The sequence below is a fragment of the Natribaculum luteum genome, from assembly GCF_023008545.1.
Taxonomy (GTDB): domain Archaea; phylum Halobacteriota; class Halobacteria; order Halobacteriales; family Natrialbaceae; genus Natribaculum; species Natribaculum luteum.
The window spans coordinates 1105554-1122377 of sequence record NZ_CP095397.1 but is presented as its reverse complement, the minus strand read 5'-3'; the positions used below and the strand labels follow the sequence as shown (position 1 = coordinate 1122377).

Annotated in this window: 17 protein-coding genes and 2 pseudogenes; 6 read left to right on the top strand and 13 right to left on the bottom strand. The window is 63.1% G+C overall.

Going from position 1 to position 16824, the window contains the following annotated elements:
- The first annotated feature begins 83 nt into the window (after window positions 1-83).
- Window positions 84-257, top strand: a complete 174-nt coding sequence (locus MU558_RS05805) for a hypothetical protein (RefSeq protein WP_246972789.1) — start codon at window positions 84-86, stop codon at window positions 255-257.
- Window positions 258-360: 103 nt separating this feature from the next.
- Entirely contained in the window at window positions 361-630 is a 270-nt protein-coding gene (locus tag MU558_RS05800) for a thioredoxin family protein (RefSeq protein ID WP_246972787.1), read from the top strand.
- 6 nt (window positions 631-636) lie between these two features.
- On the opposite strand, the gene npdG is transcribed toward MU558_RS05800, so the two are convergent.
- The 3 genes from npdG to MU558_RS05785 all read right to left on the bottom strand — a co-directional run bounded on the left by npdG (window position 637) and on the right by MU558_RS05785 (window position 2699).
- A complete protein-coding gene (npdG, locus tag MU558_RS05795; RefSeq protein ID WP_246972785.1) occupies window positions 637-1305 on the bottom strand; it encodes an NADPH-dependent F420 reductase in 669 nt (222 codons plus the stop codon).
- An 84-nt stretch (window positions 1306-1389) separates the two neighbouring features.
- Window positions 1390-1647, bottom strand: a complete 258-nt coding sequence (locus MU558_RS05790; protein WP_246972783.1) for a hypothetical protein — start codon at window positions 1645-1647, stop codon at window positions 1390-1392.
- Window positions 1648-1796: 149 nt separating this feature from the next.
- Window positions 1797-2699 (bottom strand): DUF6159 family protein, encoded by a 903-nt coding sequence (locus tag MU558_RS05785; protein ID WP_246972782.1) that lies wholly within the window; start codon window positions 2697-2699, stop codon window positions 1797-1799.
- Between the two features lie 106 nt (window positions 2700-2805).
- Between MU558_RS05785 and MU558_RS05780 the strand changes: the two genes are divergently transcribed.
- A complete protein-coding gene (locus tag MU558_RS05780; RefSeq protein WP_246972780.1) occupies window positions 2806-3633 on the top strand; it encodes a glycerophosphodiester phosphodiesterase in 828 nt (275 codons plus the stop codon).
- A 1-nt stretch (window position 3634) separates the two neighbouring features.
- Here MU558_RS05780 and MU558_RS05775 read toward each other — a convergent pair whose 3' ends face one another.
- Genes MU558_RS05775 through MU558_RS05760 form a run of 4 tightly spaced genes read right to left on the bottom strand, consistent with a single transcriptional unit; the run spans window position 3635 to window position 7232 of the window.
- A complete protein-coding gene (locus MU558_RS05775) occupies window positions 3635-4252 on the bottom strand; it encodes a hypothetical protein (protein ID WP_246972778.1) in 618 nt (205 codons plus the stop codon).
- Between the two features lie 58 nt (window positions 4253-4310).
- Window positions 4311-5852: an FAD-dependent oxidoreductase gene (locus MU558_RS05770; RefSeq protein ID WP_246972777.1), complete on the bottom strand. Its 1542-nt coding sequence runs from the start codon at window positions 5850-5852 to the stop codon at window positions 4311-4313.
- 60 nt (window positions 5853-5912) lie between these two features.
- On the bottom strand, window positions 5913-6782 hold the full coding sequence (locus tag MU558_RS05765; protein WP_246972760.1) for a TIGR01548 family HAD-type hydrolase: 870 nt from the start codon (window positions 6780-6782) through the stop codon (window positions 5913-5915).
- Window positions 6783-6827: 45 nt separating this feature from the next.
- Entirely contained in the window at window positions 6828-7232 is a 405-nt protein-coding gene (locus MU558_RS05760) for a UPF0146 family protein (protein ID WP_246972758.1), read from the bottom strand.
- 41 nt (window positions 7233-7273) lie between these two features.
- Between MU558_RS05760 and MU558_RS05755 the strand changes: the two genes are divergently transcribed.
- Complete coding sequence (locus tag MU558_RS05755; protein WP_246972756.1) at window positions 7274-7795, top strand: archaemetzincin family Zn-dependent metalloprotease; 522 nt, start codon at window positions 7274-7276, stop codon at window positions 7793-7795.
- A 30-nt stretch (window positions 7796-7825) separates the two neighbouring features.
- Here MU558_RS05755 and MU558_RS05750 read toward each other — a convergent pair whose 3' ends face one another.
- From MU558_RS05750 to MU558_RS05740, 3 genes are all read right to left on the bottom strand, one after another.
- A complete protein-coding gene (locus MU558_RS05750; RefSeq protein ID WP_246972755.1) occupies window positions 7826-9640 on the bottom strand; it encodes a ribosome biogenesis/translation initiation ATPase RLI in 1815 nt (604 codons plus the stop codon).
- Window positions 9641-9643: 3 nt separating this feature from the next.
- Window positions 9644-9961 carry an EMC6-like membrane protein gene (locus MU558_RS05745; protein ID WP_246972753.1) on the bottom strand — a complete coding sequence of 106 codons (318 nt, stop codon included), beginning with the start codon at window positions 9959-9961 and terminating at the stop codon, window positions 9644-9646.
- 103 nt (window positions 9962-10064) lie between these two features.
- The gene (locus tag MU558_RS05740) at window positions 10065-12965 is read right to left on the bottom strand and encodes a DUF7289 family protein (protein ID WP_246972752.1); all 2901 of its coding nucleotides are present in this window, start codon (window positions 12963-12965) and stop codon (window positions 10065-10067) included.
- Between the two features lie 58 nt (window positions 12966-13023).
- On the opposite strand from MU558_RS05740, the pseudogene MU558_RS05735 reads away from it, so the two are divergent.
- Window positions 13024-13793: pseudogene (locus MU558_RS05735) on the top strand (IS630 family transposase); the annotation flags it as partial.
- Between the two features lie 20 nt (window positions 13794-13813).
- On the opposite strand, the gene MU558_RS05730 reads toward MU558_RS05735, so the two are convergent.
- Entirely contained in the window at window positions 13814-15154 is a 1341-nt protein-coding gene (locus MU558_RS05730) for an ISH6 family transposase (protein WP_246966948.1), read from the bottom strand.
- Between the two features lie 65 nt (window positions 15155-15219).
- Between MU558_RS05730 and MU558_RS05725 the strand changes: the two are divergent.
- Window positions 15220-15495: pseudogene (locus MU558_RS05725) on the top strand (transposase); the annotation flags it as partial.
- Here MU558_RS05725 and MU558_RS05720 read toward each other — a convergent pair.
- Window positions 15384-15758 carry a DUF7289 family protein gene (locus tag MU558_RS05720; RefSeq protein WP_246975083.1) on the bottom strand — a complete coding sequence of 125 codons (375 nt, stop codon included), beginning with the start codon at window positions 15756-15758 and terminating at the stop codon, window positions 15384-15386. The pseudogene MU558_RS05725 and the gene MU558_RS05720 sit on opposite strands and share 112 nt — an antisense overlap.
- Window positions 15759-16234: 476 nt before the next feature.
- Window positions 16235-16780, bottom strand: coding sequence for a hypothetical protein (locus MU558_RS05715; protein WP_246972751.1), 546 nt, complete (start codon window positions 16778-16780; stop codon window positions 16235-16237).
- Between the last annotated feature and the right edge of the window lie 44 nt (window positions 16781-16824).

Sequence of the window (16824 nt, the reverse complement as noted above, 5' to 3'; positions counted from 1 at the left end):
ATCGGTGTGTGACCCGTGTCGTCCGCCAGTCCGGCCTCCCGGCCCGGAAGGGCTTTTGAACGACGGACGCGGACCGTCGGACGATGACCGAGCGCGGTACGGACGACTTACTCTACTGTTCGACCTGCGACGAATACGTCTCGAGAGACGACGCGATCCGGACCAGGACGTACGGCGACCTCGACCCCGACAGGTGGCAGACGCTGTGCTGTCCGTCCTGCGGCACGCGGCTGAAGACCGTCTTCATCGGTGAGTAGTTCTCCCGCCCCGTCGCCCGTCGCGGCGACCCGCGCTCTGGCGGCAATTGCACATGGGTGGGAAACCCTTATGCGCGACGCGGGGAAACTACCGGTGAACGGTATGACTGTCACGCTCAAGGACTTCTACGCGGACTGGTGTGGCCCCTGCAAGACCCAGGACCCGATCCTCGAGGAACTCGAGGACGACTGGGAGGGGCGATTCGAAGTCGAGAAAGTAAACGTCGACGAACAACAGGAGATCGCAAACGAGTACCAGGTCCGGTCGCTGCCGACGCTGATCATCGAGAACGAAGACGGCGTCGTCGAGCGGTTCGTCGGCGTCACCCAGCGCGAAGACCTCGAGGACGCTCTCGAGTCGGCCGGCGCCTGATCGGGTTCAGGTAAACCGGACGCCGACGTCGTGCATCTCGTCGTTGTACCGCGCGACGTTGATCAAAAGCGGCGTCACGCTCTCGACTTCGGCGGCGTTCGCGAGCGGGCCAGCGTCGAGTACGCGAAGGCCGTCGATTCCCTCGGCGAGGAGTCGGACTGTCTCTTTTGCGTCGTCGTCGTCGCCGACGAGCAAGGTGTCGACCTCCAGCTCGAGGTCGAGATTTGCCAGTCGATCTGCCGAGAGGTTGTGGAACGCCCCGACGACGGGAACCGCGTCCGGGGCGCGACTGGCGACGAGTTCGGTCACGCTCCCCGTCGACGGCGGGTGGTAGTGGAGGCCGTCGTCGTCGCCTTTCATGCCGACGGCCGGACTGACCAGCACCGTCTCCTCGTCGAGTTTGTCCGCGACCGCGTCGACGGTGTCGCCGACGTGATACGGTGGGACGGCGAGAACGGCGACGTCCGCGCGGTCGGCCGCCATCTCGTTTCCGAACCCCTTGATCGTCCGGTCGGCGCCGCGACTGTCGAGTTCCGTCTCGTACTCTTCTGCTGCCGTTCGAGCTTTCTCTGGATCGCGCGAACCGATCAGGATCTCGTGGTTCGTGTCGTACGCCCACCGCAGCGCGAGTCCCTGTCCGATGTCGCCCGTTCCGCCGAGCAGTGCGATTCGCATACCGTCCACTGGGAGCGGAGTGGGAATAAAAGGGCATGGGTGTGGCCGTCTTCGCCGCTATTCCGCCGGATCGTATGCCGCCGTTCAGGGCGCGTTCTCCTCGTCGGGTTTCGTCGCTGCACCCACGTCGGTGTCGTACGCTTCTCGTTCGCTCACCTCGCGGAGTCGCTGCTGGACTCGATTCTCGAGCGCCCGTCGCCGTTTTTCGTCTACCGAGGCGTCGTTTTCGAGGGCGCGAACGTCTCGTCGAGCAGCACACAACAGGTCGACGGCCGCCTCGTCCTCGAGATCGGTCGCCCGCCCGAGGGCGTCTTCGACCGCCTCGAGTGTGGCGTCGGTCATACGGGATGTCCCACGGACTGGGTCGTCAACGTCCGCCTTGCGAGCGACGATCGCCCGCGACTGGCCCGCATACGGACGACTGTACGTCATCACCGGTGCAACCGTGATCGCCCTGCGGTTGCACCGGGAAATCGGTACAGCAGACCGTATCACTCGGTCGTCGACCGGCGGCCGTCTGGGCCGCCAGTGTCACTGGGGGTGGCGTCTCCGCCGCGAACCTCGACCAGGTCCGCCGGATCGGCGGCGAGCAGGGCCGGAAGTTCGCCATCGGTCGCGTACAGGTACAGCGCCGTGGTGAGCAGGCCGTTGACGGCGAATCCGAGGACGAACGCGGCGGCCAGTCCGCCGACGGCGAGGAGTACGGGGAGGGTGAACTCGCCCAGTGGGCCGACCTCGAGAGCGATCCATCCGAGCCACTGGGCGGCGACGAGTCCGACGGCGCTCCAGAGTCCCGCCATGGTGAGCAGCGTGCCGAGCGTCTGTGTGCCGACGGTCGTTACGACTCCGCTGCCCCACTCCGCTCGAAGTGCCTGGAGGCTCCGTTCGAGGGCCACAGTCGTGTCCCCGTCGGTCGTCGCGATGGCGGGGTAGACGAAGGTGCCGGCGATGCGAATCCCCCACGAGGAGACGACGCCGGCGAACTCGCCGAGGCGGCCGACGATTCCGAGATACCGGACGGCGTACCCGCCGGTCCCGAAGAGCAACGCGGCGAGGACGACGGCACCGATCCGGTCGGTCGCAACGCGGATCCCCTCGCCCGGAATCGGGCGCTGGCCGCGGTACGTCTGGGCCACCTCGGCGGTGAACGCGACCATCACGAACGAGAGCGAGACGGGCACGACGACGAGGTACGCGAGAAAGGCCACGCCGAGGGCACGGCTGCTGTAGGGGACGATCTCGAGTGCGCCGGCGAGCGGGTACGCGAGCAACGCGCCGGCCAGCCCCAGCGCGAGCACCGTGGCGACGATCGGGTAGGCGAGCAGGAACGGGTTGGAAGCGAGCGCACGTCCCGTACTCACGGCGACGCGCAACTGTCGTCTCACTCCGGTCATGGAGGCGGTGGCCGCGTCATCGTACTTAAACACCGGGTCGAGCGATTCCTCGCTGCACCTCTGGGCGGGGGAACGTACAACTCGCTTGCCCGCCTCGAGTGACCCGATGGACGAACCCACTGTCATCGCCCACCGTGGTTTCGCTGGCGTCGCTCCCGAGAACACCGTCGGTGCGGCCGTCGCCGCCGCCGATCGACCCGGGACCGCTATGATCGAGATCGACGTACAGCCCGCGGCCGACGGGACGCCCGTGGTCTTCCACGACGACCGTCTCGAGGGGGCCCGCGACGGCCGACCGATCACCGACGCCGAGGGACTCGTCCGGGAGACGCCGCTCGAGGACGTGTGCGCGGCCGAGGTCCTCGAGAGCGGCGAGACGGTGCCGACGCTCGCGGCGTTACTCGAGGTCGTCCCGTCGACGATGGGCGTGAACGTCGAACTGAAGAATCCGGGGCGGGCGGACCTGCGGTTCGGCGAGGCACTCTCCGAGACCGCACGCGAGAAGCGACGCGAGGCGTGGCAGCCGTTCGTCGAGCGCGTCGTCGACGACTGCGACGCCTTCCGCGGCGAGGTCCTCTTCTCGTCGTTCTGTGAGGGTGCGCTGGCGGCCGCCCGCGACGTCGCCCCCGAGTACGCCGCCGCCGTCCTGGTCTGGGGCTCACTTTCAGACGGCCTCGAGGTCGCCCGCCGGTACGACTGCGAGGCGATCCATCCGCCGCGGAACGCGATCGCCGGCACGGCGATGGCGACGGAACAGTACGCCGGATTCTCGGCGACGGAGCCGGAGATCGACGTCCTCGAGGTCGCTCACGACGAGGGCCGGACGGTCAACGTCTGGACCGTCGAGAACTGGCTCCAGTTCGCACAGCTTCGGGCGGCGGGCGTCGACGGGATCGTCGTGGACTATCCGGGGTTGGGTAACGCCACTGTCTGATTCACTGGCGGAGCCGATCGACGACGCCGCCGACGGCGACCCACAGGGCGGTAAGCTGTGCGACGAGCGCCACGAGCGCCACAAGCGCATCGGACGGCTCGAGCACCGTCGTGATCGCGGCAGTGAGAACCCCGAAAATGACGCCCGCGAGCGCGGCGTGGCCGACGCGTCGCGTCTCGAGTCCGAGTCGGTCGAGACCGCCGTACAGCGAGAGCCAGACGGCGAGAGCGACACACCCCAGCTGTACCGAGAGGGCAGCGACGCCAGTCGGACCGCCCGCGGTCGTCGCTCCGAGGCCGACTCGAAGCGGCAGAACCGCCAGTGGCAGATAGAAAAATGCCAGCCACGCGAACTGTGCGCCGCCCGTCGGGTCAGCGCCGAGCCGTTCGTACCCGCCGTCCTCGAGCCAGCTTGCGAGGCCGACGGCGAGGACGAGGACGCCGGCTCCGACGACCTCGAGCGGGACGACGCTCTCGAGGTCGGCTGCCGTCACGCCAGCGACACGGGCGACCATGACGCCGACGAGTATCGTCGTCCAGGCTACTCCGACGGTCGTTCCGAACGCTCGTCCGAGGCCGGTCAGCAGTGAGGTGCCGTTCGCTCTCCCGGTCTGGCCCATTCGACCCTCGATTCGACGTATTACTACGTGAACCTGTTGGAACGTGGGAACAATTTCGTTACCGTCGTCTGTCGTCTTTTCGCGGCAGGTCCTCCGTCGCCGGTCCCTCGAGGACCTCGCCGTCGGGCGAGAACCGCGAGCCGTGGCAGGGACAGTCCCAGCTTCCCTCGGCGTCGTTCCACTCGACGAGACAGTACATGTGGGTACAGATCGCCGAGACGGCGTGGAGCTCGCCGTCGTCGTCGCGAGCGGCCGCGATCGGTTCCGGCCCCCGTCGGATCACGTTTCCCTCGCCGCGCCCGATCGACTCGAGGTCGGGCGCGAGCAGCTTCCGGAGCCAGTCGGTGGCAAACTGGCTGGCTGCGTCGGCGTTCTCGGTGACAGTGTCGGCCAACGACGTCTTCGGCGTAAACCGGAGGGGGTCGAACAGTCCGAGTTCCGGCCGCTCTCGCCCGTCGATCGCCGCTGCCAGCAGTCGTCCGGCGCTGACGCCGTTCGTCATCCCCCAGCCACGAAAGCCAGTCGCGACGTAGACGGTTCCAGCACCGGCGCCGATGCGCCCGACGAACGGCACCCGGTCGACCGGCACGTAATCCTGAGTCGACCACCGGTAGTCGATCGACGCGACGGGAAAGCGGTCGCGCGTCCACCGCTCGAGTCGGCGGTATCGCTCGGCCGTCGAGCCGCCCTGTCCAGTCTTGTGGTTCTCGCCGCCGACGAGAACGTACGTGTCGTCCTCGTCGCGATGTGGTCTGACCGTCCGGTAGGGGTCGCCCGACCTGTAGTACATCCCTTCCGGCGGCTCGCCGTCGATCCGTACCCCGAGGACGTAGGACCGCTTCGGGTACATCCGGGCGAAGTAGCCCGCCCGATCGAGGATCGGGAAACCCGTCGCGACGACCACGGCGTCCGCGGTCACGTCGCCCTCGGACGTCTCGAGTCGACACGGCGTTCCGGGACCGAGGTCGGTGACGCGCGTGTGTTCGAAAATCGACGCGCCGTCGTCGCCGTGCAGGTCGTCGGCGAGCGCGAGGAGGTACTTCCGGGGATGGAAGCTCGCCTGATCGTCGAACCGGACGGCACACGCCGCCTGGTCGAATGGCGGGACGGACGTGACGAACGACGCCGGCAGGCCGGCCCCGCGGGCGGCGTCGACCTCCCGTTCGATCGCGTCCCGATCGTCGCCGTAGACGTACGCTGGTCGGCGCTCGAACCCACAGTCGACGTCCGACTCCTCGACCCGAGACGCGACCTCCTCGATCGACGCCTCGTTCACGCTGGCGTACTGTCGGGCCCGTTCGCGACCGAACTCTCGCCGCAGGTGGTCGTAGATCAGTCCGTGCTGGCTCGTGAGCTTCGCCGTCGTCTTGCCCGTGACGCCCGCCGCAACTCGGTCCCGCTCGAGGACGGCGACGGTCTTCCCTCGCTCGCGGAGCTGAACTGCAGTCGAGAGACCGGTGATCCCCGCCCCGACGATCGCGACGTCGACCGACAGGCTCCCCTCGAGTGGGTCGTACCCCGCGTCGGGCGTCGTTGCGAGCCACACCGAAGTCGGTTCGCCGGGGAGCGCACCCGCGCCGCGTGTGAACTCGTCACACATGAATGCTCTACTCTAGTACGGTGCGACCGGGCAAAAAGTGGGAGGGCGCAGCCGCAGGGATCAGGACTTGAGTAGCTCCGGAAGCTCGTTGATCGACTCGCAGACGGCGCTTGCCCCCTCGCGTTCGTACTTCTCGCGGCCATTCTCGCCGGTCAGACCGCCGGTCAGTACGCCGATCCCGTGGTACTCGCGGCCTGGATCCGCGTCGCTCGCGTTGACCGCCGTTCGGACGTCGTCCAGCGTGTCGCCGACGAACGCCACTGCGTCGGCGGAAAACCGTTCCGCGAGCGTCGTCAGCGCGTTCGGGTGGGGTTTGCCCTCCTCCCAGTCGTCCATCGTGAAGCGATGCTCGAGTGACACCTCGAGCCCGACGCGCTCGAGTGCGATCTCCGCCTCGGCTTCGGGACGACCTGTCAGGACGCCCACGTCGTAGTGTTCCGTGAGGTGCTCCCGGGTCTCTTCGGCGAGCAGGACCGGCTCGTCGTGGATGAATCCCGCCGTCTCGAGCTCCGGTTCGTCGCCCTCCAGAGCGCGGTAGAGGTCGGCCCCGAGGTAGAGCTGCTGGAACACGTCACGGAGTTCCTCGCGGTTCCAGCGCTCTTGGACGCGCTGGGTCGCGTTCGCGCCGAGCGCCTCGCGGACGACCGACTCGGCGGCCTCGAGCCCGCCTCCCTCGGCGGCGATGGCGTCGGTGAACTCGTCGATCGACGCGCGATACCCCTCGCCGGTGGCCAGCACGTAGAGGGCGGCCGCGTAGGTCAGCTCCCAGTCGTTGTTGAACCCACCGGCGTCTTTGAACTGCTGGACGTCCTCCTTGCGAATCGTCCGCCCGTGAACCCGTTCGACGGACTCGAGGATCGCTCGACGATAGGAATCGCTGACTTCCACGAGCACCCCGTCTACGTCCAGTACGACGGCGTCGACGTTCATGACCGAGGCGACGAGGTCGGAGGCTATGGGCGTGTCGACTTCCAGCTACCGGGGGCGGTCTCGAGCCACGTACAGCGTGTCTCCGGGGATCGTCTTTCGTTCGACCGGAATCGTCGGCTGGTCGCCGCCAAGCGTCGTAAAGCAGAAGTCGGCGTCGACGCGACGGGCGACCTCGAGCGCTGGTCTGTGCAGTTCGGGCGGGAGGTTGAGCGCGTAGATCGCGTCGGCGTCCGCGTAGACCGCGAGGTCGGGATCGACGACGTCGTCGACGACGAACGCGACCCCGTCGGGAACCTCGCGAGGGTGGACGTCGGTCGCGGTGACGGAAACGCCCCGTTTTACGAGCGCGTTCGCGACGTCAGTTCGACGCCCGATCCCCACCTCGACGACCTCGTCGTACCTCGTGAGGTAATCAATGATTGCCTCGCAATTCCGGCGAGAGTGTGCCACGGCGGGACGTTTATGATACGTGCCGCCATAGACGTTGCCATATGCTCGTCGACATCGTGCCGGTCGGCAACGTCCCCGCGGAGGTCAAGCGGGCGGCCTCTTCCGCACTGCGGTCGGTCTACGACTGCGACGTCACGGTCAACGACTCGCAGTCGGTCCCCAACGGCGCGTACGACTCCGGGCGGAACCAGTACTGTGCCGAGACGTTCATCCAGCTCGCCGAACGCGTCGGTCGCGGCGACAAGAACATCGCGATCACCCCCCACGACCTCTTCTATCGCCGACGAAACTACGTCTTCGGTCTCGCCTACCTCGACGGCAGCGGAAGCGTCGTCTCGACCTACCGGCTCCAGACCTCGAGCGACGGCGGCTTCTCGAACAAGAGCGCCTCGGACATCTTCGAGGACCGCGTTCGAAAGGAGATCGTCCACGAAATCGGCCACACCTACGGCCTCGAGCACTGCGACAACAACCGCTGTGTGATGAACTTCTCGCCGACGGTACGCGAAGTCGACATCAAAGAAGAGAATCTCTGTGGGAGCTGCCAGCGACTCCTCGACTGAACTCCGTCTTCCCCTTCGTCCGTCTCGCTCTCAGGGCGCGTAGTAGTACTCGCCCTCGCGTTTCTGCTGGCGATCCAGCTGCGAGTCGGGCTTGTTGATTCGCGGGCGGGAGGTGCGTTCGTCCCGGCGGAACGTCACCTCGAGGTTCGACAGGAAGTCGTTCATGCCGTCGCGCATCGGCTGTGGTCGGCCGGCGTGACCGTGGACGGCGGGTTCGCCGTCGAAGACCATCAGCCGGTCGGCGAGCAGGTCGATCATGTAGATGTCGTGGTCGATCACGAGCACCGTCGCGTCCTGCTGTTCGGCGTAGCGCCGGATGGCGCGAGTCGCCTGCACACGCTGTTCGACGTCGAGGTGAGCCGACGGCTCGTCGAGTAAGTACAGGTCCGCCGAGTCGGAGAGACAGGCCGCGATGGCCACCCGCTGGCGCTCGCCGCCGGAGAGATCCGAGAGGTTCTGTTCCATGATCCGCTCTAGCTGCAGCGGCTGGGCGATCTCGGTGTTCCAGTACGAGGAGCCAAACTGGTCCGTGATCGACGAGAGGAACGCGTCGACGCGCATGTGCTGGTCGATGGTGACGTACTGGGGTTTGTACGAGATCTCGAGATCCAGGTCGACGTCGCCCTCGTCCGGCTCGAGCGCGCCGGTCAGCAACTTCGCGAACGTCGACTTCCCGATCCCGTTCGGGCCGACGACCCCCAGCACCTCGTTGTGGCGGATCTCGCCGCCTTCGACCTCGAGGCCGAACTCGCCCTCGCCGTAGGACTTCGCGACGTCGGGGTACTCGACTAAGACGTCACCGCTCGCGACCGCCCGCGGGGCGTGTTCCTCGAACTCGATGGGGTTCGGGCGGATCCGCATGTTCTCGTTCTCGAGGTACCCCGAGAGGTACTCGTTGATGCCGTTTCGGACCGACTTGGGCGTCGTGACGACACCGTAGGCACCCGGCTCACCGTAGGCGACGTGTAGCGTGTCCGCGAGCAAGTCCAGAATCGCGAGGTCGTGTTCGACGACCAGCATCGACTTGCCCTCCTCCTCGGCGAGTTCCCGGATGAGTCGCGCCGCGGTGACCCGCTGGCCGATGTCGAGGTACGGCGTGATCTCGTCCAGGAAGTAGAAGTCGGTATCCCGCGCGAGCGTCGCCGCGAGTGCGACCCGCTGTAGTTCGCCACCCGAGAGGTCGTCGATCGACTGGTCCATGACGGGACCGATCGAGAGCCGCTCGACGAGCGACTCCAGTGCGTCGCGTTCGTTCGTCCGCTCGAGTAACTCGCGGGTGTTGCCGTCGAACTGGTTCGGTATCTGGTCGACGTACTGCGGCTTCCGGGCGACCGTGATCTCGCCGTCACGCACCGCGGCGATGTAATCCTGGAGTTCCGTGCCGCGGTAGGCCTCGAGGACGTCGTCCCAGTCCGGCGGGTCGTCGTGGCGACCGAGGTTCGGCTCGAGTTCGCCCGCCAGGATGCGGACGGCGGTCGTCTTCCCGATCCCGTTCGGCCCGAGGATACCCGTCACCTGGCCCTCCTGGGGGGCAGGCAGACCGTACAGCGAGAAGGCGTTCTCGCCGTAGCGGTGGGCGGGATCGTCCTGCAGCTCCTGGGGGAGGTTGATGATCTCGATGGCGTCGAACGGACACTTCTCGACGCAGATCCCACACGTCTCGCCGAGACAGATCTCCTCGGAGATGCGAACCTGATCTGGCTGGCCCTCGTCGGTCTCCTCGCCCCGGAGCGTGATACACTCCTTGCCCGTCCGGTTGGGCGGACAGTAGTTCTTGCACTCGTAGTTACAGCGGTCTGGCTGGCACCGATCCAGGTCGACCACGGCGATGCTATCGTCTGCCATCGTTTATGCACTCGTCGTCAGCAAGATTCCCCACGTCACGTACCACAGCGAGAAGGTCATGAACGCGACGAACAGGTAGTGTTTCGGCCCGAGTTCGTCCTCGTCGTAGATCCCCGTGACTCTGATTAGCAGGAACTGCACGAGGATCGCCCCGAGGACGATAAACTGGGCCCGCTGATCGCCCGCCGCCTCGCCGGCTGCCATCCCGCTCGTGATCGTCGCGGAGAGCAGCGCTGACCCGATGCCAGCCAGGGCGGCGAGTGCCGTCACGCCGATCGAGCGGACGTGCTCGCGTCGGTCGCTGATCGATTCGGTCGCCATGGGTCGATGTCTGCGGTCGGGCGTGAAAAGGCGTTCGGGTTGGTCTCGAGGATCGTTTCCGCTCCGGGATACCGAACGATCGTCAGCTGACGTCGATGCGGTCTTACCCGACGACGATGTGATCGGAATCGATGTCGATACCGGTATCGTCAATCACCGTGTCCGACCCGCCCACGTTGTCCGAGTCGGATTCGCCGGGTCCGAGGTCCGGGGAGCCACCGTCGCTGGCACTGCCGCCGAGATCAACGTCGGGATCGTCGACGCCGCCCACGTCACTCCCGTCGCCGGGGTCGACATCGGGTCCGTCGCCACCACTAGGACTGATCGTGATGCTCGGCTTTCCGGGATCGACGTCTGCCCGTTCGACCTCGACGTAGACGATCAGGTCGTTGAAGTTCGGGTCGCCAGCACTAGTTTGCTGCTGTGCACTCTCCCACAGCGCATCGATATCGTCATCGTCGGCATTGCAACCAGAGTCAAACATCCCACATTCGGTGGTCATCTCGAAGAGGAAGATGAACTCATTTTCGTTCAGGTCAAGCTCACCGTCTTCCCAGAGATTGTCGCGGTCTATGGCAGGGTCGGAGATATCCGAAAGAATCTCGTCGACACTCTCTTGCTCTTCGTTACCGGGTTGGAGACTGGGGAGATCGTTGTTTTCCGCGGTTCGAACTCTGAGGTTTTGTTCTTGCTCGTCGGCGGTTGCGTCGACCGGATCGACGAGGTAGCTTGTCGAAGAGGTATCGAAGTCCTCGCACCACTGATGGTGACTAGTAGGAATTCCAAAGAAGGTGCTACGGACCTCTTCGCTTAGTTCACACCCCGCTGTCTGTCCTGGTAGGCCGTACGACTTGGATGCGAGCGTCAGTGTCGCTTCTTCTTCAATCTCTATCGTCGTGTTGTAGACGTGGTGACTCTTGTCCTGCCACGTCGGGTACGTGTTAATATTGCTCCCGTTTTCAGGATTCTCGAACACGTGTTCCGTGTTCGTTTCCCCATCCCGTTCAGTGAGAACTTCGAGCGTCATGGTTCCAAGCCCATGATCTCCTCCATAGATACCGGAGACTTGCGAACTCAACACAGATATATCGACGGTCGCGTTCTCGACCTCACCGAGTCCGACCCGACCAGGGTCGACGCCGGCAGTCACGTTGAACCTCACATCGACCTCGTCGTCCTCGGTCTTGATCGTCGCGTCGTACGTCCCGTCGATGAGCACGCTCTCGTTGATCGGCAGTTCGATGGTGTCGTTCTTTCCGAACGCCCACTCGGTGGTGCTTCCCGCGTCGATCGGCTCCGCATAGGGATCGTCCTCGAGTTCGTCCGGCAGGTCGCCCCGGTAATCGAGCTCGAGGGTCACGTTCTGTTCGTCGTCGTCGACGCCCGTGTTGTGCAGGTCGGCTGTGAGCACGATTTCGTCGTCGCCGTCCGACGCGTTCGCGTTCGACAGTTCGAACTCGCTACCGGGTTTGCCGAAGTAGAACCGCCCCGTTTCGTTCAGGCCGGTTCCGTCGGCCTGGACGTCGTACTCGTAGGCGCGTCCGTGGTCGAAGTCGTGTGCGTCTGGGTCGACGTCGAACGTGACCGTCTCGCGTTCGCCGCTGTCGAGTGTCACCGGCTCGTCGACGTTCACGCTCGCATTCGGGATCGTCAGCGTGACGTTCCGCCTCACGTCGTCGGTCGGGTACGTGCTCTGGACGGCGGCACTCACCTCGAACATCGTCCCGTCGTCCGCGACGAGCTGATCCTCGCCGACGCCTTCGTCCTCGACGACGACGAACGCGCCCCCCTCGCCGGTCGCCTCACCCTCGACCGTGGCCGAGGCGGTTTCGTCGCCGGTGTCGATCGTGACGTCGTGTTCTCCCGCCGGCAGGGCACTCTTGTTCACCGTCCACTCGACGGTGCCGGTACCGCCGTACTCGACGTCCAACGTCTGGTTATCGCTGACGTCGAGGTCGTCGAACTCGAGGGTGACGTCGGCGTTCGTCGCGTTCTCGATGCCGACGTTCCGCACGTCGACGCTGATCGTTACGTTGCCGTCCTCTTCGCTCGTTTCGACGTCGTCGTTGGTCAGGTCGAGGTGCGTTCCCTTCTTGCCGAAGTAGAACGACCCTGGCTCGTCGAGTTCGTCGTCCTCGGTCCAGATTGTGTACTCGTAAGTCTCGCCGTCCGTGAACTCGAAGTGCGCTGAGCTAGGTGACGGGAACTGACCAATCAGGCTCGGTTCGGAAATATCCTGTTCCTCTTCGGGATCGAGTGTCAACTCCACGTCATCGCTGTATCCGTCTTCGCTCTCGTCTTCGATCGTTATCCCGACGTCCTGGGTGTCCACTTCATCACCAACGTTCTCAATCATGCCGCCAATTCGGAACGCAGAAGACTCGTTACTGAGAACTGGCGGATCGATCGGATCTCCACCCTTTCCCGGCTCTTTCAGCCCTTTGTCCTCTGCAACAACGAACGTCGGATTCTCGACCGTCTCTCGCACGCCCTCGATCACCACAACGACAGTTTCGTCCTCGCTCGTCTCAGAATCGGATTTGACGGTCACGTTGCCGTCGCTCGTGTCGAACGAGTCCTGAAAGTGCTCGTACCAGCCGTCGTGGTAGGAACTCTGAACTTTGAGCGCAACGTCGCCCTTGTCCCGGCAGTCGTCGCCCGCGCCCTTGAGTTCACGCGTCAACGCCGTCGACTTGCTGTGATTGGCCCGTGCAGTCAACTCACCATCGAATTTGCCCTCCTCGAGCTGCATGATCTTGAGCTGGAGCGTCTCGCCGTCGTACCCGACGTTCGGCCCCGAGACGACCGTCGTCGCACCGTTCTTTCGCTCCCAGACGCCGCCGCCCTGATGGGCGATCGTTCGGCCGTCGAGTTCGTACTCGAGTGCGTTCAGCTCGCCAGAGACGTTCTCTGGGGCAGTACATCCCAGGCTCTCGTCGTCCCACGGTGGATCGGACGACGCGCTCGCGTTGTACCAGACGACTTCGATCTCGCCGTCGTCCACGATCGATGCCTCATACTGTCAGCCAAAAATATTTCAAAGAAAAGCACGTTACTCCGATATGACCTCTCTCGACAACGTCTCTACCGAAGACCTCCGCCAGGTCTTGGCGGAGGTCGAGGGAAAAAAGCCATCACAACGGCTCATGGCGGCGATCAATTACCTTGAAGAAGACGGTGCAACGCTACAAGAGGTCGCTGAACGCTATGGATACACTGCTGGCTGGCTCTCGCGGTGGCTTGATCGACTCGAACGGCTCGCCGACGAGCCGTTCGAGGAGGTCGTCTACGACGAGCACCGTTCAGGAAGGCCCTCAAAACTCTCCGACAAAGAACATGAACAGTTCGTTGAAGCGCTTCACAAGTCTCCAGAGGAAGTTGGACTTGACGCGCCTGCGTGGTCCGTTCCACTAGCTCGTCACTATCTCGCCGAGGAATTCGACGTTGAGTACAGTGAGCGTCACGTTCGACGATTGATGACCGAGGCCGGGCTGTCCTGGAAGACAGCCCGGCCGGAGTTTCACAAATCCGATGAGAGAGCACAGGAAGCATGGCAAGACGGGTTCAAAAAAAGCGCGACAACCTGGACGACGAATACACGATCTTAGCCATTGATCAGACGCGACAGGTTCTCTCGACACTGATTCACGCATGGTTTCCCAAGGGTGAGCGCCCGTCACTCCCGGTGACGGGCGCGTGGGACAGCATCAAACTTCTCGGTGCAGTCAGCGATACTGATGAGACGTTCTTTCTCCCCTGCGAAGAGAACTTCAACAGCGACACGACGATTCGTTTTCTGGACGCTCTCCAGACCGAGTTCGGCGAGAAAATCTGGTCCCGTCACAAACTCGTCTAGAGTTCGCCTCTGGTAGCGTCAACTGACACCTCCAATGTGATGGCTGTTTTGGCTGAACGCTCGAGCAGTTCGTCGGCGAACGCCGCGAACTGCTCGGACTCGGCATATCTCACGAGATTGAGCCAGAGGAGCGATTCTAAGCCGGACTCTGTCCATCTCATCCACTGGTTTTTACACCGCTTCGAGATTTCGCCCATGGCTCGTTCGACCACGTTCGACGTCCACAGAACCTCTTGTCCCTCGAGTGCGAGTTCGGCGAACGTGACGGTTGCTTCTGCCCATTTTCGGAGGTACGCCGCTGCTTTTGGAGAGTCCTGTTGCTCTAAGCGCCACGCCTCCTTCGTGAGGTTCTCGAGCGTTTGGGCGATCCGCTCGCGGATCGCCAAACGCTCATTCCTCGGTGCATGGAGCGCAACCGAGTTTTTCAGATGGAACAAGTCGTTTGTGACGTCTGAGGCGATCGCTTTCCGCGTTTCGAGCGAAAAGGTACCGTCCTTCCACAGCTTGTATCCAAGCGTTCGACCGACATGAACGAGATCGAGCTGATGAGATCGATAGCTGGTCTCGAAGGCGTCGACGAGGGATTCCTCGGCGTCACTGACGACCGTCGCGTCGTCAGTGATCGCCTCGTTCTCTTCGAGATCTTCTGCTGTATCGTCCCACGGCTCGTTGACATTGACGTCTAAGAGCGTGGTTTCCGCGTTGTCTTCGGTGATCTGTCCGAGAGTGACGTTGACGTCGTGGTACGTGCAGTGATCGTCCTGGCTATGACACTTCGTTCCGTCAGGAACGACAGTGTCTGCATTCGTCCCAGGAAGCCGATCACGAACGAAGTCACCGAGTTTGCTGCCGTACTCACGGACTCGGCGGTTGATCGTCGTTCTCGAAGGCATCGGAGTGAAGCCGTCGCCGTGGGCGACGGCATCACGAAAGCTGAGCGACGTAGCGAGTTCGGTACTCTGGAGTGAAATATCCTCTTGATAGATGCGCTGCCCGTCGAATTTGATGAGATCTTCGAGAGGGCGGAAGTAGGTAGGATTGTCACCGGTGGCAGCGGTATCTTTGACGTGATGAAGGGTGAATTCGTGCTCTCCTGCGGTTGTCACAGCTGTTCGTGTTGAGGTTCCGGCGCGCTGGAAACGGCGATCGCCGTTTCCGCGCGCGTGCTTCTCCCCACAGTACGCCTCGACGAGGCGCTCGTCGAGGCTTTTGACAAGCTCCTCGAGGATCGTCGCCTCGAGGTGAAGCTCTGTAAAAGATTCAGCGAGAGTGGCAAGCGGTAGCGTTTTGTCTAAGTCGATACTAACCGTGACTTGCGCGTCGATTGTGGCGTGCATGGGTCACTTCGGGGTGGATACCAGAGGTGACCCTGTTTCCACAGGAGTCAGTTACGACTCTAGACGAGTTTGGGACACGACCGAAAATCTGCGTTGTCCTCGACAACGCCTCGTATTTCACGGCGAACAGAGTCCAAGAGTTCGTTGAAGGTACTCCGATCGAACTGTGTTACCTTCCGCGGGGTTCACCAGAGCTGAACCCCGCGGAAGAGTGCTGGCGACAACTCGATCAATCACTCGGCAACCGCCTATTCGAAACGCTTGACGAACTTCGTGATGCTGCTCTCTGTGCACTGGACGAGATCAACGTGCCAGATGTCTTTACGTACTTATGTCCGTGAGTATCAGCACCTGGTGGGACGTCGAGCTGGTGAACGCTTTCGGTGACCGCCGCCGTCGAAAGCACCTTGTCCGTCTGGCTCATGTACTGGTGTGCCCGCTCTGCGTTTCCCTCGCTTTCGAGCGAATCGAGCAGTGCAGTACCTGTAATAAACAGGAGGGTGACACCGATAAACACCATCCCGAAGAGCAGTACGATTCCAAGCAGGGGTGCAGCCCCACGTTCGGAAGGGTCGTCGCTACCGAAATCTGTCCCGAGGACCATTTTATTACTTCCACATATACAGTCTTCTTATATATACTGTGACGATATATTATGATTTCAGCAATACACAGATGGCGTCAAGCAGGGCTTGAAACGAAGTCCACGTCCGACCCTCGGCTGTGATACCAGATAGATCGCAAACTCCGATCGGTCTCGTTGTTGGTTTTGCTACCGGTGGCCTGCCACTTCTTGGCGACCCACTTTCTTCTGGTAGACCATTTTGATTGCAGTCGGAGATGAGCGTCGCCGAAGTGTTCTTCCGTGGCCGTTACGCCGCGACAGTTGCCTTCCTGCGCAAATATCGACTGTTGTCGCCACCACTCGGCACCGTGACGTTGGATCCGCCGTTGTTTCGGATAATATCGATCTCAGTATTGTCATACGGTTGTTGTGATACTTTACTGGTGATCGCAGCCCCCTTCGAGCGATCGCCGGTAAATCGTTACAGCAGACCGTGTCAGACGGATCACTGGCTATCAATCGGGCACGCATTCGACGGTGACTTCCCGCTCGAGCGTGGTCGAAAACGACCCGTCGCTTGCCTCGAGCGATATCGTCAGCGTCGCGGTGGCTGCCTGCTGGGTTCCGTAGCCTAAGAAGACGGGATCCACCTGACACTCGAAGTCCCCTCTGACGACTCTCAGACTGTTCTCCCCGTATTCCTCATTGATCGCGGCTGTCACGTCGTCGCCAGTTGAAACGACAGTGAGGTCCTCGACGGCGAGATTTCCCGACGCCGTTTGGTCCGTGATCACGACGACGTCGACATCGTCGTAGCGATAGGGGTCACAGGAATACAAAACACAGAAGCCACCGCTATCTGCGGTGCTGCTTTCCAGTCGAATCGTTCGCGCTTGATCGGCTTCGGGGTACTCGAGTCCCACGTACGCGTCCGCGTCGGGTGCGGTCTCGACGCCAATTCCACGGTCAGCAGACAGCGAGTCGAACGCACCACTCGACGTAACGAGTACGGCTGCTCCGACGACGAGGAGTCCGAGTCCGAGTTTCGTGATCGTCTTCATATCGTCACTGGCGTTTGGTGTGGATCTCGAGTGGGGTTCGTGTG